Annotated in this window: 17 protein-coding genes; 9 read left to right on the forward strand and 8 right to left on the reverse strand. The window is 74.1% G+C overall.

Features of this window, described 5'->3' with window-relative positions; all coding sequences use genetic code 11:
* Positions 1–16: 16 nt before the first annotated feature.
* Complete coding sequence (locus ACR9E3_RS29910; protein ID WP_460384545.1) at positions 17–859, forward strand: alpha/beta fold hydrolase; 843 nt, start codon at positions 17–19, stop codon at positions 857–859.
* Here the strand turns inward: ACR9E3_RS29910 and ACR9E3_RS29915 are convergent.
* Positions 856–1,524, reverse strand: a complete 669-nt coding sequence (locus tag ACR9E3_RS29915; protein ID WP_460384546.1) for a TetR/AcrR family transcriptional regulator — start codon at positions 1,522–1,524, stop codon at positions 856–858. The two genes, ACR9E3_RS29910 and ACR9E3_RS29915, sit on opposite strands and share 4 nt — an antisense overlap.
* 111 nt (positions 1,525–1,635) lie before the next feature.
* Between ACR9E3_RS29915 and ACR9E3_RS29920 the strand changes: the two genes are divergently transcribed.
* Together ACR9E3_RS29920 and ACR9E3_RS29925 are read left to right on the forward strand one after the other, a co-directional pair.
* A complete protein-coding gene (locus tag ACR9E3_RS29920) occupies positions 1,636–4,155 on the forward strand; it encodes a DEAD/DEAH box helicase (protein WP_460384547.1) in 2,520 nt (839 codons plus the stop codon).
* A gap of 216 nt (positions 4,156–4,371) precedes the next feature.
* Positions 4,372–4,581 (forward strand): hypothetical protein, encoded by a 210-nt coding sequence (locus ACR9E3_RS29925; protein WP_460384548.1) that lies wholly within the window; start codon positions 4,372–4,374, stop codon positions 4,579–4,581.
* Positions 4,582–4,585: 4 nt separating this feature from the next.
* On the opposite strand, the gene ACR9E3_RS29930 is transcribed toward ACR9E3_RS29925, so the two are convergent.
* Complete coding sequence (locus tag ACR9E3_RS29930; RefSeq protein ID WP_460384549.1) at positions 4,586–5,458, reverse strand: AraC family transcriptional regulator; 873 nt, start codon at positions 5,456–5,458, stop codon at positions 4,586–4,588.
* Between the two features lie 221 nt (positions 5,459–5,679).
* Here ACR9E3_RS29930 and ACR9E3_RS29935 point away from each other — a divergent pair, with 221 nt between their 5' ends.
* Together ACR9E3_RS29935 and ACR9E3_RS29940 are read left to right on the forward strand one after the other, a co-directional pair.
* Positions 5,680–6,552, forward strand: a complete 873-nt coding sequence (locus ACR9E3_RS29935; RefSeq protein ID WP_460384550.1) for an NmrA family NAD(P)-binding protein — start codon at positions 5,680–5,682, stop codon at positions 6,550–6,552.
* Between the two features lie 15 nt (positions 6,553–6,567).
* Entirely contained in the window at positions 6,568–7,923 is a 1,356-nt protein-coding gene (locus ACR9E3_RS29940; protein ID WP_460384551.1) for a cryptochrome/photolyase family protein, read from the forward strand.
* Positions 7,924–7,927: 4 nt separating this feature from the next.
* On the opposite strand, the gene ACR9E3_RS29945 is transcribed toward ACR9E3_RS29940, so the two are convergent.
* On the reverse strand, positions 7,928–8,788 hold the full coding sequence (locus ACR9E3_RS29945; protein WP_460384552.1) for an exodeoxyribonuclease III: 861 nt from the start codon (positions 8,786–8,788) through the stop codon (positions 7,928–7,930).
* A gap of 84 nt (positions 8,789–8,872) precedes the next feature.
* On the opposite strand from ACR9E3_RS29945, the gene ACR9E3_RS29950 reads away from it, so the two are divergent.
* The gene (locus ACR9E3_RS29950; RefSeq protein WP_460384553.1) at positions 8,873–10,474 is read left to right on the forward strand and encodes an ATP-binding SpoIIE family protein phosphatase; all 1,602 of its coding nucleotides are present in this window, start codon (positions 8,873–8,875) and stop codon (positions 10,472–10,474) included.
* A complete protein-coding gene (locus tag ACR9E3_RS29955; RefSeq protein ID WP_460384554.1) occupies positions 10,471–10,785 on the forward strand; it encodes an STAS domain-containing protein in 315 nt (104 codons plus the stop codon). Before ACR9E3_RS29950 ends, ACR9E3_RS29955 begins: the two co-directional genes overlap by 4 nt.
* A 9-nt stretch (positions 10,786–10,794) precedes the next feature.
* Here the strand turns inward: ACR9E3_RS29955 and ACR9E3_RS29960 are convergent, their stop codons facing one another.
* From ACR9E3_RS29960 to ACR9E3_RS29970, 3 genes are all read right to left on the reverse strand, one after another.
* On the reverse strand, positions 10,795–11,250 hold the full coding sequence (locus ACR9E3_RS29960; RefSeq protein ID WP_460384555.1) for an SRPBCC family protein: 456 nt from the start codon (positions 11,248–11,250) through the stop codon (positions 10,795–10,797).
* Between the two features lie 68 nt (positions 11,251–11,318).
* Positions 11,319–13,259 (reverse strand): trypsin-like serine peptidase, encoded by a 1,941-nt coding sequence (locus ACR9E3_RS29965; RefSeq protein WP_460384557.1) that lies wholly within the window; start codon positions 13,257–13,259, stop codon positions 11,319–11,321.
* Entirely contained in the window at positions 13,256–14,986 is a 1,731-nt protein-coding gene (locus ACR9E3_RS29970; protein WP_460384558.1) for a peroxidase family protein, read from the reverse strand. The genes ACR9E3_RS29965 and ACR9E3_RS29970 overlap by 4 nt, the downstream gene beginning before the upstream one ends.
* A gap of 357 nt (positions 14,987–15,343) precedes the next feature.
* Here ACR9E3_RS29970 and ACR9E3_RS29975 point away from each other — a divergent pair, with 357 nt between their 5' ends.
* A complete protein-coding gene (locus tag ACR9E3_RS29975; RefSeq protein ID WP_460384560.1) occupies positions 15,344–18,118 on the forward strand; it encodes a helix-turn-helix transcriptional regulator in 2,775 nt (924 codons plus the stop codon).
* Positions 18,119–18,233: 115 nt separating this feature from the next.
* Positions 18,234–19,562, forward strand: coding sequence for an ATP-dependent 6-phosphofructokinase (locus tag ACR9E3_RS29980; protein ID WP_460384561.1), 1,329 nt, complete (start codon positions 18,234–18,236; stop codon positions 19,560–19,562).
* A 22-nt stretch (positions 19,563–19,584) separates the two neighbouring features.
* Here the strand turns inward: ACR9E3_RS29980 and ACR9E3_RS29985 are convergent, their stop codons facing one another.
* On the reverse strand, positions 19,585–19,983 hold the full coding sequence (locus ACR9E3_RS29985; protein ID WP_460384562.1) for an FKBP-type peptidyl-prolyl cis-trans isomerase: 399 nt from the start codon (positions 19,981–19,983) through the stop codon (positions 19,585–19,587).
* 11 nt (positions 19,984–19,994) lie between these two features.
* The gene (locus ACR9E3_RS29990) at positions 19,995–21,311 is read right to left on the reverse strand and encodes an MFS transporter (RefSeq protein WP_460384563.1); all 1,317 of its coding nucleotides are present in this window, start codon (positions 21,309–21,311) and stop codon (positions 19,995–19,997) included.
* Positions 21,312–21,333: the final 22 nt, after the last annotated feature.

Raw genomic sequence — 21,333 nt, forward strand, 5'->3', positions numbered from 1 at the left:
CCCCGTGGAGGACCCCGTGAGCGCCCCCCGAACCGCCAGGACCGACACCGTCACCACCGGCACCCTCGCCGTCCCCGGCGCGCGGCTGCACCACGAGGTCCGCGGCGCGGGCCCGCTCGTGGTGCTGTTCGGCACGCCCATGGACGCCGGCGCCTTCACCGGCCTCGCCGAGCTGCTCGCCGAGGACCACACGGTCCTCACCGCTGACCCGCGCGGCATCGGCCGCAGCCCCGTCGACGATCGCTACGCCACGCCCACCCTGTCGACCCGCGCCGACGACCTCGCGCGCCTGATCACCCACGTCGACCCGGTCGGCCCGGCGAGCGTGCTCGGCTCCAGCGGCGGCGCCGTCACCGCGCTCGCCCTCGCGCAGGAGCACCCCGACCTCGTCCACACCGTGGTCGCCCACGAGCCGCCGCTGGTGGAGCTGCTGCCCGACCGTGCGGAGCGCCACGCCGGCGCCGAGGTCGTCGTCGAGCGCTGGTTCGCCGGCGACCACGTCGGCTCGTGGCGGGCGTTCCTCGAGAACGCCGACATCCACATGCCCGAGGAGGTGTTCCAGGCGGTCTTCGCCGCCGCACCGGACGCGGCGGCGCGCGCCGACGGCGACTACCAGAACGGCCACCTCCTCGGCCCGACGACACATCACCGCCCGGACCTGGAGGCCCTCCGCGCCGGCGCGCCCCGGATCGTCGTCGGCATCGGCGAGCGGTCCACGGGCCAGCTCTGTGACCGCACCTCACGCGCCCTGGCCGACGGGCTGGGCGTGGCGCCCGTGCTCTTCCCCGGCGACCACATCGGCTTCGCCGAGGACCCGGCCGCCTTCCTCCCGGCCCTGCGCGCGGTCCTGCCGGGCTAGTCGCCGTTCCCCGACGCCGACGACGCCGGCGGCATGCGCAGGAGCAGCCGCAGCACGCGGCTGAACAGGTCGGTCGGGACGGCGTCCTCGCCGAGGACGCGGCGCAGCCGGATGAGCCCGTGGTGCAGCGCGGCCGCGGCGACGACGAACTCGTCGTCGCGGACCGCCGTCCGCACCGCCGGGTCGACCTCGTCCCAGTTCCGTGAGAGCAGTTCGGTGGCGAAGCGCGCGAGACGGACCTCGTGGTCGGCGAGGCGACCCGCGAACTCCGGGTGGCGCACGGCGTAGAGCCACACCTCGGCGTCGAGCAGCGCCTCCTCGCGGGAGTCGGCGATCTCTCCCACCATGCGGTCCAGCGCGGCGAAGGTCTCTTCGGGGTCCCCCTGCACGAGCGCGGCCTTGGCCGCGACGTCGGCCGAGGTCTGCTCCTCGACGAGGGCGGTGAACAGCGCTTCCTTGCTCGCGAAGTGCACGTACACCGAGCCGACCGAGACCCCGGCCGTGCGGGCGATCTCCTCCACCGACGCCGGGCCGTAGCCGCGCTCGGCGAACACCCGGCGCGCCGCCGTGAGCAGGGACTCCCGGGTGCGCGCCTTGTCCGCCGCCCGCCGGCCGAGGGGCGCTCGCACCGACCCGGCCGCCGACTCTCCGCCACCCTCGGTCACGTCCTCATCCTCCCTGGCACCGTCCGGCCCAACGAGGAGGTCCTCGGGCGGTGACGCATCGTAAACCGCGGGGTCCGGCGAGCCGAACGCTCGATCACCGACAATGGAGAGGTGACCACCTCCACCGCGCTCCTGGCCGCCCCCGGCGCGGACCCCGACGAGCTCTACGAGGGGTTCTCCGACTGGGCCGCCGAGCGGGGCCTGGAGCTGTACCCCGCGCAGTCCGAGGCGCTCATCGAGCTCGTCTCGGGGTCGAACGTGATCCTCTCGACGCCCACGGGGTCGGGGAAGTCGCTGGTGGCGCTGGGCGCCCACGTCGCCGCGATGTCGCGGGGCGAGCGCACGGTCTACACGGCGCCGATCAAGGCCCTGGTCTCCGAGAAGTTCTTCGCCCTCGGCGCCCAGCTCGGCTACGCGTCGGTCGGCATGCTCACCGGTGACGCCGCGGTGAACCCCGAGGCGCCGGTGATCTGCTGCACCGCGGAGGTCCTCGCCAACTGGGCGCTGCGCGAGGGGACCGCGGCCGAGGTCGGCCAGGTCGTCATGGACGAGTTCCACTACTATGCCGACCCCGAGCGCGGCTGGGCCTGGCAGGTGCCGCTGCTGGAGCTGCCGCAGGCCCAGTTCCTGCTGATGTCGGCGACGCTCGGCGACGTCTCGTTCTTCGCCGAGGACCTGACACGCCGCACCGGGCGCGAGACCGCGGTCGTCGCCCACACCGAGCGCCCGGTGCCGCTGTCGTTCCGCTACGCCCGCACGCCGCTGCACGAGACGATCACCGAGCTGCTCTCCGGGCAGCAGGCGCCGGTCTACGTCGTGCACACCACGCAGGCCGCGGCGATCGAGCAGGCCCAGGCGCTCATGAGCCTCAACGTCTCGTCGAAGGCCGAGAAGGAGCAGATCGCCGACCTCATCGGCGGCTTCCGCTTCACCGCCGGGTTCGGCAGGACGCTCTCGCGCCTGGTGCGCCACGGCATCGGCGTCCACCACGCCGGCATGCTCCCCAAGTACCGGCGGCTGGTGGAGACGCTCGCGCAGGCCGGGCTCCTCAAGCTCATCTGCGGCACCGACACCCTCGGGGTCGGCATCAACGTCCCGATCCGCACGGTGCTGTTCACCGCGCTGACGAAGTTCGACGGCCAGCGGGTGCGACACCTCCGGGCCCGGGAGTTCCACCAGGTCGCCGGACGCGCGGGCCGCGCCGGGCACGACACCGCCGGCTACGTCGTCGCCCAGGCACCCGAGCACGAGGTCGAGAACGCCAAGCGCCTCGCGAAGGCCGGCGACGACGTCAAGAAGCAGCGCCGCGTCGTGCGGGTCAAGCCGCCCGAGGGCTTCGTCTCGTGGTCGGAGAAGACGCTCGAGAAGCTCGTCGAGGCCCAGCCCGAGCCGCTGACCAGCCAGTTCCGGGTGTCGACGGCGATGCTGCTGCAGGTCGCCCAGCGGGCGCAGCCCTTCTTCCCGGCGATGCGCCATCTGCTCGAGGACAACCACGCCGACCGCCCCGCCCAGCGCCGCCTGATCCTGCGGGCGATCGCGCTCTACCGCGGCCTGATCGAGGCGGACGTGATCGAGCGGGTGGAGACCGACGCCGGGCCCGACGTCCGCCTGGTCGACGACCTCCAGGTCGACTTCGCGCTCAACCAGCCGCTGTCCCCCTTCGCGCTCGCCGCGTTCGACCTGCTGGACAAGGAGTCGCCGACCTACGCGCTCGACATGGTCTCGGTCGTCGAGTCGACGCTCGACGACCCGAAGCAGGTCATCCGCGCGCAGGAGAACCAGGCCCGCGGCGAGGCCGTGCAGGCGATGAAGGCCGAGGGCATCGAGTACGAGGAGCGCATGGAGCTCCTCGAGGACGTCACGTGGCCGAAGCCGCTCGCGGAGCTGCTCGGAGCCGCCTACGAGTCCTACCGCTCCGGCCACCCGTGGGTCGCCGACCACGAGCTCTCGCCGAAGTCGGTGGTCCGCGATCTCTACGAGCGCGCGATGACGTTCACCGAGTACGTGTCGTTCTACAAGATCGCCCGGTCCGAGGGCCTCGTCCTGCGCTACCTCACCGACGCGTTCCGGGCCCTGCGCCAGACGATCCCGGAGGCCGCGCGCACCGAGGACCTCGACGACCTCGTCGCCTGGCTCGGCGAGCTCGTGCGCCAGACGGACTCGTCGCTGCTCGACGAGTGGGAGAACCTCGCCAACCCGAGCGAGCTGGACGCCGCGGGCAGCGACGCCCGCCCGGTGGACCAGGGCCCGCCGCCCGTCACCCGCAACGAGCGGGCGTTCCGCGTCCTCGTGCGCAACGAGATGTTCCGCCGCGTCGAGCTGTTCGCCCGCCGCTCCCCCGCCGAGCTGGCCGAGCTGTCCGAGGACGGCCCGGACGCGGCGTTCTGGACCGACGCCATCGAGGGCTACTTCGCCGAGTACGCCGAGCTCGGCACCGGCCCCGACGCCCGCGGCCCGGCCTTCTACCGCGTCACCGTCGACGGGCGGGTCTGGCACGTCCGCCAGGTCCTCGACGACCCGGACGGCGACCACGACTGGGCCATCAGCGCCGACATCGACCTCGACGCCTCCGACGAGCTCGGCACCGCCGCCGTGTACGTCACGGCCGCGGGGCCACTGACGCCGAGCTGATCGAGCGGCGACGTCGAGCGCGACCGATCGGGCAGGTGCTCTCCAGATCGATCTCTCGAGGATGTCACCAGCAACGTCCGCGAGGTCCGATCACGACAGCGCTCCTGACACTCTCGGGAGATCGATCTGGAGAGCATCGATCAGGATTCGAGAAGCCCGTCGGGCCGACGGCTCCCTAGCGTCTCGACGGTCGGACCCGTCGTCGAGGGAGCAACCATGAGCGCCGACCGAGCCGTGCGACAGACCCACCGCTGGACGAGCATGCTGTTCGTGGTGACGGTCGTGGTCACGACGATCGCCGTCGCGCAGGGCGCTGAAGCGTCGTCGTGGATCGTCTACACGCCGCTGTTCCCGCTGGCCCTGCTCCTGCTCACCGGCCTCTCCCTGTTCGTCCTGCCCTACCGGGCGCGGCGGCGGGCCGGCTGACGGCTCACGCCCCGAGCAGCAGCGGCTCCTCCTCGCGGGCCCGGGCGCGCACGGCGCCGGGCGGGGTGCCGACGACGCGGCGGAAGGCGCGGCTGAAGGCGGCCTCGGAGCGGTAGCCGAGGGACGCGGCGACGGTGGCGACCGTGGTGTCGCCGGCCCGCAGCCGGTCGTGGGCGACGAGCATCCGCCAACGGGTCACGTACGCCATGACGGGCTCGCCGACCAGCGCGGTGAAGCGCGCCGCGAACGTCGAGCGCGACAGCGCCAGCTCGCGGGCCAGGCCGGCGACCGACCAGTCGCGGGCCGGGTCGGCGTGCACCAGCGCGAGCGCCCGCCCGATGTCGGGATCGGCGAGCGCCCCGAGCCAGCCCGTCCGCGCGGCCGGGTCGTGGGAGAGCCAGGCCCGCAGCATCTGGACCACGAGCACATCGGCGAGCCGCGTGATCACGGCCTCGCCCCCGGGGCGGACCTCCTCCACCTCGAGCGCCATGAGCCGCAGGGTGTCGTGCAGGCGCGAGGTCAGCGGCGAGACCGGCACGTGGATGATGTCGGGCATCAGCGCGACGAGCCGCTCGGCCATCGGGTGCTCGAACCGGACCGCGCCGCAGATCATGGTCGTCGTCGGGCCGTCACCGCCGTGGCGGATCGACGCGTAGCGGTCGCCGTACCAGGTGTGGGGCAGCGTCAGGACGTCCGGCACCGACGGGCCCGGGGGCGGGTCGACCGAGTGCAGCTGGTGGCCCTCGCCGCGCGGCAGCAGCACGATGTCCGACGGCGAGAGCGTCACGACCTCCTCGCCGACGAGGAACGTCGCCGTCCCCGACGTCACGACGTGGAACCACAGGCAGCCCGGGGTCGCGGGCAACCGGAGGCCCACGGCGCGCCGAGCTCGGAGGAGCAGTAGAACGTCCCGCTCATCCGCAGGACGTGCAGCGCCTCACCGACGGCGTCGGACGGCGTCCACGGCGGCTGGGTCACGGTGCCGAGAATCCAGCACGACGGACGATCGAGCAAGAGACTCGGCGTGGAGGCGATGGTCCGTCCACCGTCCTCCCAGCAGGCTCGGACGCAACACACCGAGCCACGAGGAGATCGATCATGATCACTGTTCTGGGAGCGAGCGGGAACACCGGCGGGCAGGTCGTGCGCCGCCTCCGCGCGGAGGGCGTGCCGGTGCGCGCCGTGGGGCGTGACGCCGCCCGCCTCGCCGACGCGACGGCGCACGGCGCGGAGCCGGTGGTCGGCGACATCACCGACCCCGCCGTCCTGACCGCGGCCTTCCGCGGCGCCGAAGCGGCCTACGTCCTCCTGCCCCTCGACCTCGCCGCGCCGGGCTACCGGCGCCAGCAGGAGCAGGTCGGCACGGCGATCACCGCGGGTCTGCGCGCCGCCGGGGTGCCGCGGGTGGTGGCCCTGAGCTCGCTCGGGGCGGAGATCCCGAGCGGGACCGGCTTCCTCGAGACCCTGCACGCGCAGGAGGAACGACTCGCCGGCCTCGACGCCCGGGTCACGCTCCTGCGGCCGGGGCTGTTCTTCGCGTCGTTCCTGCCCTCGCTGTCCGCGATGCTGGCCACGGGCGTGCACCACGACACGGTCGACCCGGACGTCGCGCTGCCGATGGTCGCGACGGCGGACGTCGGGGACGTCGCGGCGGCGGCGCTGCGGGACCCGGACGCGGCCGGGGTGCGCGAGGTGCCCGGCCCCGAGGACCTCACCCTCCCGGACGCCGTCGCGCGGCTCGGCGCGGTGCTCGGGACGCCGCTGCGCTACGAGCGGGCGCCCGACGACGTCATGCGCGAGGTGCTGGTCGAGGCCGGCCTGCCCGCCGACCTCGCCGACGAGCAGCTCGCGATGAACGCGGCGTTCAACCGGCGCGCCGTGCGGAGCCACGCCGGACGCACGCCGGCCACCGCGAGCCCCATCACGATCGAGCAGTGGGCGGCGAGCCTCGTGAGTACGACCGGGATCTGACGGGAACGCGGCGGGGTGCCCACGATCTGCCTGTTCACCCGGGACCTGCGGGTCCACGACCAGCCCGTGCTCCACGGCGCCGCCGAGGGCGCGGAGGACGGGCAGGTCGTGCCGCTGTTCGTCGTCGACGACGCCGTGCGCGGCTTCCGCGTGCCGAACCGGGCGCGGTTCCTCGCCGAGTCCCTCGCCGATCTCGACGCCGGTCTGCGCGAGGCGGGCGGCCGGCTCGTGCTCCGCTGGGGCGACGTCGTCGAGGAGGTCCGGACGCTCGCCGGCGAGGTGGGCGCCTCGGCGGTGCACGTCGCGGGCGACGTCAGCGCCTACGCGGGCCGGCGACGCGAGGCGCTCGAGAAGGCGCTCGGCGACGACGACCGCGAGCTGGTCGTGCACGACGCCGTCGTCACCGTCGTCTCCCCCGGCACGGTCACGCCGACGAGCGGCGACCACTTCAAGATCTTCACGCCGTACCACCGCAAGTGGGCCGACGTGGAGACCCGCGAGCCGCTCGACCCGCCGACGAACCTGACGCTCCCGCAGAAGGTCAAGACCGGGACGGTCCCGACGGCGAAGGACCTCACCGATGGTCCGGCCGGCGACACCGCGCCCGGGCTGATGCCCGGCGGGGAGAAGGCCGCCCGGCAGCGGCTGCAGGACTGGCTCGACCACATCGACGACTACGCCGAGGGCCAGGACCTCCCGGCGCGCGACGCGACGTCGCGGCTCTCGCCGTACCTGCACTTCGGCTGCGTCTCCCCCACCGAGATCGCGCGTCGGGCGGGCACCTCGTCGGACGCCGCGGCGCAGTTCGTCCGCCAGCTCGCGTGGCGCGACTTCCACCACCAGACCCTCGCCGCGGTGCCCCGGGCGTCGTCGGAGGACTACCGCGACCGCGGGGACCGGTGGCGCCGCGACGACGAGGAGTTCCGCGCGTGGGCCGAGGGGCGCACCGGGGTGCCGATCGTCGACGCCGGCATGCGCCAGCTCCACCACGAGGGCTGGATGCACAACCGCCTGCGGCTGATCACCGGCAGCTTCCTCGCCAAGTCGCTCTACCTGGACTGGCGGCTCGGCGCCCGCCACTTCCTCGACCACCTCGTCGACGGCGACGTCGCCAACAACCAGATGAACTGGCAGTGGGTGGCCGGGACGGGCACGGACACCCGCCCGAACCGGGTGCTGAATCCGATCACGCAGGCCAAGCGCTACGACCCGGACGGCGAGTACGTGCGCCGCTGGGTGCCCGAGCTGGCCGACCTGGAGGGCGCACGCATCCACGAGCCGTGGAAGCAGTCCGGCGAGTTCGACTACCCCGCGCCGGTCGTGGACCTCGACGAGGCCGGGTCGGCGTTCAGGGCCGCCCGCGGGGCGTGACCCCTCAGGCCTTCTTCGCCCGCGAGCCACCCTTCTTCGCGCCCAGCGACGGGGGCGGCACCACGGGGCCGATGTCGCCGTCGGGGGCCTCGTCGAGGTCGAGGATCACCGGCGCGTGGTCGGACGGGCCGCTGCCCTTGCGCGCCTGGCGGTCGACCCACAGCGCGGCGCGACGGGACGCGATCGGCCCACCGGTGAGCACCAGGTCGATGCGCATCCCGCGGTCCTGGTGGAACGCCCCGCCGCGGTAGTCCCAGTACGTGAAGACCTTCTCGTCGGGCCAGCGCTCGCGCGTGACGTCGTGCAGCCCGGTCTTGAGCAGGGCGGCCAGGGCCTCGCGCTCGGGCGGCGTGACGTGGGTGGACTCGGCGAACGCCTCGACGGAGTAGACGTCGGGATCGGCGGGCGCGATGTTGAAGTCGCCGGCGACGACCGCGTGGTCGGCCCCGGCGGCCTCCACCTGGTCGCGCAGCGCGGCCAGCCACTCGAGCTTGTAGGCGTAGTGCGGGTCGGCGGGGTCGCGGCCGTTGGGCACGTAGACCGACGTGACCCGCAGCCCGCCGCACGTCGCGGTGACCGCGCGGGCCTCCTGGTGCGGGTAGCCCGGGGCACCGGGCAGCCCGTCGGTGACGTCGTCGAGGCCGACGCGCGAGAGCAGCGCGACGCCGTTCCACCGGCCCTCGCCGTGGTGGGCGACGGCGTACCCCCGCTCGGCGAGCGGCGCGCCGAACGACTCGTCGAACGCCTCGTCGGACAGCTTGGTCTCCTGCAGGCAGACCACGTCGGGCGCGCGGTCGTCCAGCCAGCCGAGCAGCCGCGGCTCCCGGGCCTTGGCCGAGTTCACGTTCCAGGTCGCCAGTCGCACGCCCGCCACGCTAGCCCGGTGGTGCGACGATCTCCCCCGGCCGGGCCCGTTCCCCGCAGCCCGGACGACGACTAACTTGCCCCCATGGCCGCCTCCAGCGCCGTCACGGACGAGGATCGGCTGCGCCGTATCGAGCAGATCACCGACACCAGCCTGTCGCACCTGCGCATCGAGGACCTGCTCACCGAGCTCCTGGACCGGGTCCGCTCGCTGTTGGAGGCCGACACCGCCGCGGTCCTGCTGCTCGACCCCTCCGGGACCAACCTCGTGGCCACGGCGGCCCGGGGCATCGAGGAGGAGGTGTACCAGGGCGTCCGCATCCCGGTCGGGAAGGGCTTCGCCGGGCGCATCGCCGCCGAGAGCCGGGCCGTGATCATCGACGAGGTCGACCACTCGAACGTCCTCAACCCGATCCTGCGCGAGAAGGACATCCGCTCGCTGCTGGGCGTGCCCCTGGTCGCGGAGGGCGGGGTGATCGGCGTCCTGCACGTCGGCACGCTGCGCCCGCGCCTGTTCACCTCCGACGACGCCGACCTGCTGCAGACGGCCGCGGACCGGATCGCCATGGTGACGCGCACCCGGATGTCCGACCTCGACCGGGCGGCGGCGTCGGCCCTGCAGCGCAGCCTGCTGCCGGGCCAGCTGCCCCGGGTGAACGGCATGGAGTTCGCGGCGCGCTACATCCCGGGCGAGGCCGGCGGCCTGGGGGGCGACTGGTACGACGTCTTCTCGCTGCCGTCGGGGCGCATCGGCGTGGTCATCGGCGACGTGGTCGGGCGGGGGCTCCAGGCCGCCGTGGTGATGGGTCGCCTGCGCAGCGCCCTGCGGGCGTTCGCGCTCGAGGAGGACGACCCGGCGGAGGTCCTGGAGCGGCTGGACGGCAACGTGCAGCACTTCGAGGACAACGTCATGGCGACGGTGATGTACGCGATCATCGAGCCGTCGCTGGAGCGGCTGGCGCTCTCGACGGCCGGGCACCTGCCGCCGATCCTCGCGCAGCCCGGGACGCCGTCCGCGCTGGTCAACATCCCGGTGGACCTCCCCGTCGGCGTCTCCGTGGGGGCGCCCCGACGCACCACGCTGATCGACCTGCCCTCCGACGCGCTGCTCTTCCTCTACACCGACGGGCTCGTCGAGCGGCGGGGCCGCACGCTCGACACCGGCCTCGACGACCTCAACGCGGCCGTGGTCTCCGACGACGCCGAGACGGTGTGCGCACGGGTCCTGCACGACCTGGTCGGCGGCACGCCGGTCGGGGACGACGTCGCGATGCTCGTGCTGCGCCGCCTGGGCACGCCGGACGTGGTGCCCCTGAACATCGTGGTCCCCGCCTCGCCGCGCACGCTGGCCGACATCCGTTCGGCGGTCCGTCGCTGGCTCACCGCGACCGGCGCGCCGCCCGACGTCGCCGCCGACATCCTCGTGGCCGCCGGCGAGGCGTGCTCCAACGTCATCGAGCACGCCTACGGACCGGCCGGCGGGAGCCTCTCGCTGCAGATGGACCTGGACGGCTCGACGATCGTCACCGTCGTGCGCGACAACGGGCGGTGGCGATCGGCCCGGGGCCACAACCGCGGCCGCGGCACCTCGCTCATCCAGCGCTGCAGCGACCACATGGACGTCGTCGCGGGCGTCGGCGGCACGACGGTGACGTTCTGGCGCACCATCACGGAGGCCGGCTCATGACCACGGCGACCGTCGTCGTCCATCCTCGCGACTCCGCCGTGCGCATCGACATCGGCGGCGAGGTCGACCTGGAGAACGCCGCGACCGTCGAGGAGCAGCTCAGCGCGGCGATCCCGAACGAGACGACCGAGGTGACGCTGGGGCTCGGCGAGCTCTCGTACCTCGACAGCGCGGGCCTGCGGGTGCTGTTCGCGCTCGCGGCCCGGCTCGAGGTGCTCCAGATCGAGCTGCGCGTGCACGTCCCGCCGGGTTCGGTCACGCGCCGGGTGCTCGAGCTCTCCGGGTTCGAGGGCGTCGCGTCCCTCGAGTGACCCCGCGCGTCAGCCCTGCTCGGCCTTCCTGCGCACCGCGTCGAGCGTCTGTTCCATGCCGCGCCGGTTGGCGCCGGGCACGTCCCAGGCCCGCGCGCGGCCCACGACGTTCGCCAGCGGGCTGCGCCGGTCCTGCCAGAACTGCTCGACGCGCGTGCCGCCGTCCTGCGGCGTCAGGCGGAAGCCCCAGCGGGCGACCGGCTGGCCCAGGAGGTCGACGTCCCAGGTGATCTCCCGCTGCGGCGTGTAGTCGACGACCGTGCCCGTCGTCGACCAGCGCAGCAGGCCCTTGCGGTTGTGGCCGCGGAACCGCGCGCCCGGCTCCGGCCCGGACGCACCGCCGAGCCAGTCGACGCGGTGGCATTCCGGCGAGATCCCGCCGATCCGGGCGGGGTCGCCGACGAGGTCCCAGACGCGGTCCGGGGGCGCCTCGACGGTGCGGGTGACGACGACGTCGTCGGCCACGGTTCCTCCAGACGGACGAGGGGCGGGTCGGTCGCACCGTAGCCGGACGACCGACCGCCCGCTCGTCGTCAGGCGCCGACCACCTCGCGCGCGACCCGGACGTCGGCGAGGTACTCGACGATGTCGTGGGCGCGGTCGAGCGGGTTCGCCGTGACGTACTCGACGACGTCGGGTCCCCAGGTCCGCGCCAGCGGGCACCCGATGGCCACCGCGTCGGCCGGGCACCAGGCGTTGACCCAACGACGCAGTCGAGCCGGTCGGACGGGCCCGCCGACGAGGAGGCGCTTGGTCACCGCGTCCATGCCCAGCGGACTGCCCGCGGTGACGAGGCGGAGGTCGACGTCGGCCCCGAGGCGGGTCACGAGGTCGAGCGCCACGACGGTGCCGAGGCTGTGCGCCACGAGCGTCGTCGGCCCCGAGGACGGGAAGGACGCGAGGACCGCCGCGAGCACCTGGTCGCGGACCCCCTCGTCGTCGAGGTACCGCGCGACGTCCCGGAACACGAGCGCGATGAACCAGTCGTCGAGGTGGGTGACGTTCGCCAGCCAGCCCAGCTGCGGCGACAGGGCCCCGATCACCGAGTCGAGCAGCCCCTCGCGGGCGTCCGCCGGTGTCGCGAGACCGGTGACGAAGCCGCGGCGCTGGGCGGCGTCCTCGATCAGCGCGGCGTACACCGCCCGGGCGCCGGCCCCCGGTGGGGCGTAGCGCTCGACGACGCTCGACCCGTCCGGGGCGCTCTCGCGGACGTCGGCGCCGCCGTCGACGAGGCCGGCGAGCAGGTCGCCGTAGAAGGGGAAGTACACGCCGCCGGGGTCGACGGCCGGCTGACCCGCGACCGCGAGGCCCCGGTTCAGCCCGCCCGCCCACGTCGCGCGGAGGACGGCGGGATCGCGGCCCTGCTGCGAGCGCCCGTGGAGGAACACCAGCCGGGGCTGACGCGGCACCGTCGGCACGAGGGACACGGACTCGAGGGCGCGGACCGCCGGCGCCCGCGGGGCCCCGGACTCCCGCGCGGGCGCGACGGCCGACTCCGGAGCCGGCACCTCGCCGAGCTCGTCGAGCACCGTCTGCTGGGCGGGCGGCAGGTCCAGCCCGCGGAACCGTCCCAGCACCACGCTGATCCGGGCGCCCTCGTTGGCGATCCAGTCGATCGCGTCGTCGCCCATCGAGGGCTGCCACACCGTGCCCTGGGCGGTCAGCTGCCGGCCCTGGTCGTCGGTGCGCGGCACCCCCGAGTGGTGCAGGGCGACGACCTCCCACTGGTCGTTGAACACCGGCGACCCGGAGTTGCCGGGCTCGGTGTCGGCCTCGTAGTGGAGGAACAGCGGGAGCTGGTCGAGCAGCTCGTTGTGCCGGATCGCGATCTCCTTGCGCCGCCCCGACGGGTGGCCGACCACGTTGGCGGGCTCGCCGATGACGATCTTGCCCTGCTGGGCGAGGAGGTGGTTCCAGCCGTGGCGGTCGCCCGCCCGGACGCCGTCGGCCCCGGGGGCGACCGCGACGAGCGTCGCGTCGATCTCCGCGTCGGTGACGAAGAACGTCGCCGGGTCCAGGGAGTACGCGACGGGCGACTCCGGCATGCCGTCGATGCCGACCTCCTCGTCGAACTCGACGAACGACGCGGCGGCGACCGCGATGTCGGGCAGCACGTGGTTGTTCGTGAGCACCAGCCGTCGGCCCACCAGGAACCCCGTGCCGAGGCTGTCAGAGGTCGAGATCCGACCGACCGTCTCCGCGGCCCAGGCCCCGCGCGCCAGGAACGCCACCGGGCGCTGGTCGTTGTCGCCCAGGATCCGCTCGAGCAGATCGGTCGGGGCCTGCTGGCCAACCGACCGGGCGGTCGGTCCGCCGCCGAGCAGGCGCTCGGCACGGGCGCGGATCTGCTCGGGTGTGTCGACGACCCGGACGCCCCGGGTCTGCTGCTCCGCCTGCGTGGCCCGCCGCGCGTCGACCCGGTCGCGGTAGCGCTGGGCCGCGCGTGCCTGCTGTTCGGTCCGGTCGACGCTCACGGCGTGCCGCCGGGGAAGAGGACACCGGCGATCTCGAGGAGGTCCTTGATCGTGGAGAGCGTGCGGCCGTTCGGCAGCACCGGCGTGAAGGACGGCTGCTGACGCAGGTAGGAGTCCGGGTCCTTCCGGATCTGACCGATGATCGTCTCGGCGACGATGTGGCTGCCCGCGGTGCCGAGCGAGTTCCCGTCGACCTCGACCTCCGCCTCCTTGAGCACGTAGAACCACAGCGGCGTGTCGGTGAGGAAGCCCCCGTTCGCCAGCGCGGCTGCCGTGGCCTGGTTGGGGCCGCTGAGCAGCTGGGTGGTCGAGAGCGGGTCCGGGATGACGCTCGCGCCCAGCTTCTTCTGCAGCTCGCCGACGACGGCCTGCCCGGTGGGGATGCCGAGCTTGTAGCCGCGCAGGAGGTTGCGCATCGCGAGGTTCTTGAGGATGGCCCGCACCGGGAACGAGTCGGCGAGGTCCTGGCCCTCGTTGATCATCGTGAACAACGGCGGCGCGAGCCGGGTGTCGATCTTGCGGGCGAAGCGGACACCGCCCGGCGGCGACGACGGGACGTCGACCATCCGGTCCCACTCGGCAGGCCAGTTGTCGGGGAGGGTCGGCGCGCCGAGCATGGAGAAGGCGGGGTCCTGCGGCTTGCCGGTGAACTGGAACAGCTGCTCGAACGTCGCGACAGCCGCGGGCGACGCCGGCTGGCCCGGCGCGGGGACCCCGAAGTTGCGGTTCCAGTCGTAGGCACCCCGCACCATGCTGTGCCCGAACCGGTAGGCCGCGACGGAGAACTCCAGCGGCATGAAGACCGCGGGGTCGGTCGGGTCGAGCAGCGGCTGCGGGTTCGCCATGACGCTCGCCACGGTGCCCGGCTTCGTGATGGTCTCGAGGAAGTCGTGCACGACCAGCCACTGGTAGGTCCACCGCACGAGGCGCTGGGCCTCCGCGAAGACCCCCGCCGCGTCGAGGCTCGGATCAGCCGCCTCGACCAGCGACACCACCTCGTTGTGGAAGCGCAGGAACGCGACGTGCAGCTGCGCGATGACGAGGTTCTCGTCGTTGCGGCCGTCACCGATCCGCGCGACCTTGTCCGCGTCGCGAGGGAGATCGCGGGCGGCGTCGGCTGCCGGCGGGACCCGCAGGATCGGGGGGTTGGTCCCGCCGAGGGGCGTCGTGGCGCCGAGGACGAAGCGCTTCCCGTCCTGGTAGGGCACCGCGTCCGCGGCGGTCGACCCGGGACCCTCGCCGTAGAGCGAGTCGAGGTTCAGCGCGGGCTGGCGCAGGTTGCGGAGCTTCTGGACGACCTTGTCCGGGCTCAGCGGGACGAACGGGGCCGACCCGCCCATGTCCCCGCGGGTGATCGCGAGGACGTCCTCGCGGTCGGTGTTCGCCGTGAGGTCGTGGTCGATGAACTGACCCCAGTAGGTGTAGATCGGCCGGATCGTCGCGTTGGCGTCCGCCGCGTCCCCGGGATCGCCGTCGATCATCGCGGCACCGAGCGCCTTGAGGGCCGCCACCACCGGCTCGGGGTCCTCGGGCGGCAGGTAGCCCACGGGGAACTGGTCGACCAGGCCGGGGAGCAGATGACCGAACGGGGTCCCCACCACGCTCTCGTCGGCGACGTCCTCGAGCAGGCTGAGATCCGTGCGGTTCTCCGCGTTCGCGACGTCCTTGAACAGTTCCTTGGGCAGTGCGTGCCCCCCGTGCCGCAGATACCTCAGTACCCGCGCCACGCTCTGCTTCTTGGCCACCGTGGCCCCCCTTCTCTCCGTACACGACGATTCCGCTCCGTGTCCGCCGACGGCAGAGGGGAGAACTCCCGGACCAGCGTGAACGCGGTCGCGAGGGGTACCGGGTCGGTCACTCTCGGCTGGGACGGCCGAGCCGACCGGACGTCCCGTTCTGTCGTCCCGTGACCGATCGATTGCGTACGGTCGTTCCTCTCCGACAACGGGGGGAACGCGTTGTTTCCCCACCCCGGGGAATTCCCCTGGGTCCGACCCGAAAGGCGGCACTCCCACCCCGAGGAGCAGCGGCATCCTGTGTCCCACCCACCACGCACGCCCCGGTGTCACCACCACGGGGGGACGATGACCACCGCGAGCGAGGGACGGACCGCGTCGGCCTTCGTCGGCCGACGGGCCGAGATGGACGTGCTGGGCAGCGTCGCCGCGGGCCGGTGTGCCGAGCGGGTCGCGCTCGTCCGGGGCGAGCCGGGGATCGGGAAGACGGAGCTGCTGGCGCAGGTGCTCGCCGGTGCCGACGCACGCACGCTGCCCGTCGCCGGGGTCGAGGCGGAGTCCCACCTGGCGTTCGCGGTCCTGGCCGACCTCGTGCGGCCGTTGGCCGGTGCGCTCCCGGCGGTCCCCGACGTCCAACGGGACGCCCTCGAGGTGAGCGTCGCGCTGCGGGCCGGGCGCGCCGGCGGATCCCTCGCCGTGTGCGTGGCGACGCTCGGCCTGCTCGAGGCGGCCGGCGAGATCGAGCGACTGCTCGTCGTCGTCGACGACCTGCAGTGGGTCGACGCCCCGTCGCTGGAGGTCCTGCTCTTCGTGGCCCGGAGGCTGCGGTCCTGCCGGGTGGCGCTGCTGCTCGCGACGCGCGAACGTGGACGGGCGGTGCCGGGCGCGCACGTCGTCGACCTCGATGGCCTCAGCGGCGACGAGAGCCGGCGGCTCCTCGGTGCCCTCGCCGGCCCGATCCGCCCCGTGGCCCTCGACCGGATCGTGGACGAGCTCGCCGGGCACCCCCTGGCGCTCGTCGAGCACGCGCGCCAGGCCACCGACAGCACCGACAGCACCGGCAGCACCGACAGCGCCGGGCACGGGCGGATCGCGCTCCGGCCCGGGCCGACCCTCGAGGCCCGGTGGACCGCCGCGCTGGACGCCCTGCCCGACGCGGCGCGCACGTCCGTGGTCGTCGCCGCCGCCGCGGGCTCGGCGGACGCCGGTGTCGTCGACCGCGTGCTCGCCGACCTCGGCCTGTCCGCCCACGACCTGCTCGTCGCCGAGCAGGCGGGCCTGCTCCGGGCGGGCGGCGGCGTCCGCTGCGGGCTGCGTCACCCGTTGCTGCGCCACGTCGCCCTGCGGGTCGACCCCGCGACCACCCGCCGGGTGCGCCGCGCCCTCGCCGAGCGCTCGTCGGGCGCGCGGCGGGCGTGGCACCTGGCCGCCACCGTCGACGGCACCGACGACACCGTCGCCGCGCAGCTCGCCGAGGCGGCGGCCGCGGCGACCGCGCGCGGCGGCCACCGCAGCGCCGGCGAGGCGTGGGCCCGCGCCGCGGAGCTCAGCGGCGCCCGCCGGGACCGCGCCGACCGTCTGCTGGCCGCCGCCCGGGCCTTCCTCCTCGCGGGAGCACTCGACCTCGCGGCGGGCCACGCCGAGGCGGCCCAGTCGCTGGACGACGACGCCGTCTTCGGCGCACGGGTCGAGATCGTCCGTAGCCGGGCCACCGCGTGGCTCGGGGACCCGCGACGCGCGCACGACGACCTCGTCCGGGCCGCCGAGCGCGTGACGGACGCGGACGCCGGTCTCGCGGCCGCGCTCTACGCGGAGGCGACGACGCCCGCCGCGATGGCGGGGCGGGTCCACGCGATGCTCGACCTCGCGCGCACCGCGACGGCGCTCGCGCCGGCCGCGGGGCGGTCGGCGACGGCCTGTGCCCTGGTGCTGCGGGGCGAGGTCCCGGCGGCGCTCGTCACGCTCGACGGGCTCGACACCGGGGGCGCCGCGTGGGACCTGAGGGACGACGCCCGGCTCGCGCACGTCGCCGTCGTCGTCGAGCGTTTCGACGAGGCCGAGCGGCGGGTCGGCGCCCTCCTCGCGGCGGGTCGGCGGCACGGCGCCGCGACCGTGCTCGCGTACGCCCACGCGGTCCGCGCCGAGCTCGAGTACTGGCGTGGGCGGTGGACCGCCGCTCGCGCCGACGCGGCCGAGGCGCTGCAGTGGGCCGAGGAGCTCGGCGAGGCCGGCACGGGAGCGATCGCGGCGTTGATCCTGGCCCGGTTGGACGCGGCGACCGGGGACGTCGGGCGCTGCCGCGCGCGGGCCCGGCGGGTCCTCGCCGAGGTCGGCTCGCACGGGATCGACTGTCTGCTCACCTACGTCCCCGCGGTCCTCGGGCTCGCCGCGCTCGCCGCCGGCGAGCCCGAGGAGGCGGCCGATCAGCTCGACGCGGCCCGTCGCCGGGCGAGCGCGGACGGACTCGGCGCCAGCAACGTCGTGCCCTACGGACCGGACCTCATCGAGGCCCTCGTCCGCAGCGGCGACCTCGCGCGCGCCGGGGAGGTGCTCGCCTGGTGGGAGGAGAAGACCGCCTCCGGCCTCGCGTTCCCGGCGGCGACGGCGGCGCGGTGCCGGGGCTTCCTGGCCACCGACGCCGACGAGGCCGCGGCGTGCTTCGCACGGGCGCGCACCGCCCACGACCGCTGCGAGCAGCCCTTCGAGCGCGGCCGCACGCTGCTCGCCGAGGCGGAGTGCCTGCGACGGCTCCGCCGCCCCGCCGCGGCGCGGGTGGCCGCCCGCGACGCCCACGCGGTCTTCGTCGGACTGGGCGCCGGGCCGTGGACGCGGCGCGCCGAGGCCGAGCTCGCCGCCGCGGGGGTGCCGGCCCCGCGCAGCGCGGACGCCCGGACCGCGTGGGCGGCCCTCACACCGCAGGAGTTCCAGGTGGCCCGCGCCGTCGCCGAGGGGCGGTCGAACGACGAGGCGGCCGCCGCGCTGTTCGTCTCCCGCAAGACGGTCGAGAACCACCTCACGCGCGTCTACCGCAAGCTCGGCCTGCGCTCGCGGACCGAGCTCGTCCGCCGCTTCCCCGACGGACCGCCGGCCCCGGAGGAGAACGCGGGACCCGTGGCGTTGTGAGCAGCGCCCGCGGGGGCCGCCCGGGAGCACCCGCTCCGTTATCGTGACCGATGCAGATGCCGGAGACCCGCAACGACGCGACCGGTCGTCCCACCACGACCCCTGGGGGTCCCCCGTGACGCTCGATCTCGACGACCTGCGCGTCCGCAGCCTGGGCGAGTGCCGCCACGACTCCCCGTTCGCGGAGATGCTGGCCACCAAGCGCACGTCGCCCCACTACGTCCACGAGGACGACCGCGTGCTCGTCGACGACACCGTCTCGGTGCTGCTCTCCCGGGGCGTACCGATCGACCGGCTGCCGAGCCTCGAGGCGGCCGGGCCGCGACGGAAGGTGTACTTCGACCCGGCGGCGACGAGCGTCGGCATCGTGACCTGCGGCGGCCTGTGCCCGGGGCTCAACGACGTGATCCGCGGGATCGTCCAGGAGCTCACCGAGCACTACCACGTCGCGCACATCTACGGGTTCCGCAACGGGTTCGCCGGCCTCACGCCCCAGCACCGCGAGCGCGTCGTCGATCTCGACCTGGACGCCGTCCGCGACATCAACAACGACGGCGGCACGATCCTCGGCAGCTCGCGGGGCGACCAGGACGCCGAGCAGATGGTCGACACCCTCGTCGAGCTCGGGATCGACGTCCTGTTCGTGATCGGCGGCGACGGCAGCATGCGCGGCGCCATGAAGATCACGAAGGAGGTCGACTCGCGGGGCCTCGACGTGGCCGTCGTCGGCGTCCCGAAGACGATCGACAACGACCTCCCCTACACCGACCAGAGCTTCGGCTTCCAGACCGCGTTCGCGCAGGCGACCGAGTTCATCGCCTCGGTGTTCATCGAGTCCCAGGCCGCCGAGAACGGTGTCGGCATCGTCAAGCTCATGGGCCGGCACTCCGGCTTCATCGCCTGCTACGCGGCGCTGTCGAACAACGACGCCGACTTCGTGCTGATCCCCGAGGTCCCGTTCGTGCTCGACGGGCCCAACGGGGTGCTGCGCCGGGTGGAGGACCACGTCCGCCGGCACGGCCAGGTGGTCGTCGTGGTCGCCGAGGGCGCCGGGCAGGACCTGCTCGAGGAGGAGGGGCAGACCACCGACGCGTCGGGCAACACCAAGCTCGGCGACATCGGGCTGTTCCTCAAGGAGAAGATCACCGAGCACCTCACCGCGGTGGACCTCCCGCCGACGGTGCGCTACCTCGATCCGAGCTACGCGATCCGCAGCGTCGCGGCCAACGCCTACGACAGCGTCTACTGCGTCCGGCTCGCCCACGCCGCGGTGCACGCGGGCATGGCGGGGCGCACCGAGACCGTCGTCGTGCGCTGGCGGCGCCGGTTCGTGCACATCCCGATGGGCCTGATCACCGCCCACCGCAACCAGGTCGACCCGGACGGCGACCTGTGGATGTCGGTGCTCGAGGCCACGGGGCAGCCCGCGTCGTTCGGGGTCTGAGCACGCACCGGCGCTGCGCGCCTCAGTTGACCTTGACGAGGTCCACGACGAAGACGAGGTGGGCGTTCGCCGGGATCACCGGCGGGACGCCGCGGTCGCCGTAGCCCTGGTGCGGCGGGACGACGAGCACGCGCCGCCCGCCCTCGCGCATGCCGGAGATGCCGAGCTTGAACCCGTCGATGACGCCGTTCAGCGGGAACTCGACCGGGGCGCCGCCGCGGGACCACGACGAGTCGAACTCGCCGGAGTCCGAGACGCGGATGCCCTGGTACTGCACCTGCACGGTGTCACGCGGGCCGGCCTCGGTGCCGCCCCCGATGACGAGGTCGGTGATGTCGAGGTCGTTCGGCAGGGTGTCGGGGGAGACCGACGCGCCGGGCGCGCGGGTCAGGTCGTCGGTGTTGTCCACGGTGACCGCCATGTCCCGAGACCCTACGGACGCTCGGCACCGGCCTCCGCAGGGCCCGCGGGGACGGCGGCGGCCAGCTCCTCGTCCTCCCGCGGGTCGTGGTCGCGCCCCAGCGCCAGCCCGATCACCGACAGGACGCAGGCCACGGCGACGTAGGCGGCCGCGACCGACCACCCGAAGTCGGCGTTCAGCGCGGTCAGGATCACGGGGGCGAGCGCACCACCGAAGACACCGGCGATCGTGTAGCCGAGCGACGCGCCGGTGGAACGCAGGCGCGGGGAGAACTGCTCGGTGATGAACGCGGCCTGCGGGCCGTACGCCATCGCGTGCAGGACGAGACCGACGACCACGCCCAGCACGAGCAGCCCGAACGCCCCGGAGGCGATGACCGGGAACAGCACGAACACCCACACGCCGGTGCCCACCACGGCGACCACGGAGACCAGCCGGCGGTTCCAGCGGTCGGACAGGGCCCCGAACGCCGGGATGAGCCCGAGCTGGAGCGCCGAGCCGACGAGCACCGCGGAGAGCACCTCGGCGCGCGCGAAGCCCGCGGTCCTCGTGGCGTAGGTCAGCACGTAGACGGTCAGCAGCGAGTACGCGACGTCCGGTCCGAGGCGGGAGAGGATCGCCGCGATCAGCCCGCGCGGCTGGGTGCGCACGACGTCGCGGATCGGGCTGCCCGAGGTCTCCCCCGACTCCTGCAGCGCGCGGAACACCGGGGTGTCCTCGAGCGTGAGCCGGATCCACAGGCCGAACGCGACGAGCAGCGCCGAGAGCAGGAACGCGACGCGCCAGCCCCAGGACAGGAGCTGGTCGGTCGACAGGGTCGCGGCGAGGACCGCGAACACGCCGTTCGCGAGCAGGTTGCCCGCCGGCGGCCCGATCTGGGCCGCCGACGACCAGAAGCCGCGGCGGCGCGGGTCGCCGAACTCCCCGGAGAGCAGCACCGCGCTCCCCCACTCACCGCCGACGCCGACGCCCTGGGCGAAGCGCAGCAGCACCAGCACGATCGGCGCGGTGACGCCGATGGTGGCGTAGGTCGGCAGCAGCCCGATCGCGACGGTGGCGACGCCGATGAGCAGCAGCGTGGTCACGAGGACCCGCTTGCGCCCGAGCGTGTCCCCGAGGCGGCCGAACACGAACCCGCCGATCGGCCGCGACACGTACCCGACGGCGAACGTCGTGAAGGCCAGCAGGGTCCCGGTCAGCGGGTCGTTGCCGGGGAAGAACAGCTGCGGGAAGACCAGCGCCGACGCCGTCCCGTAGACCGCGAAGTCGTAGTACTCCAGCGACGTCCCCGACAGGGACGCGACGAACGCCTTACCCCGGGCTGCCATGCCGGGTCGTGTGCCCCGTCCG

The sequence above is a fragment of the Actinomycetospora sp. C-140 genome, from assembly GCF_054796175.1.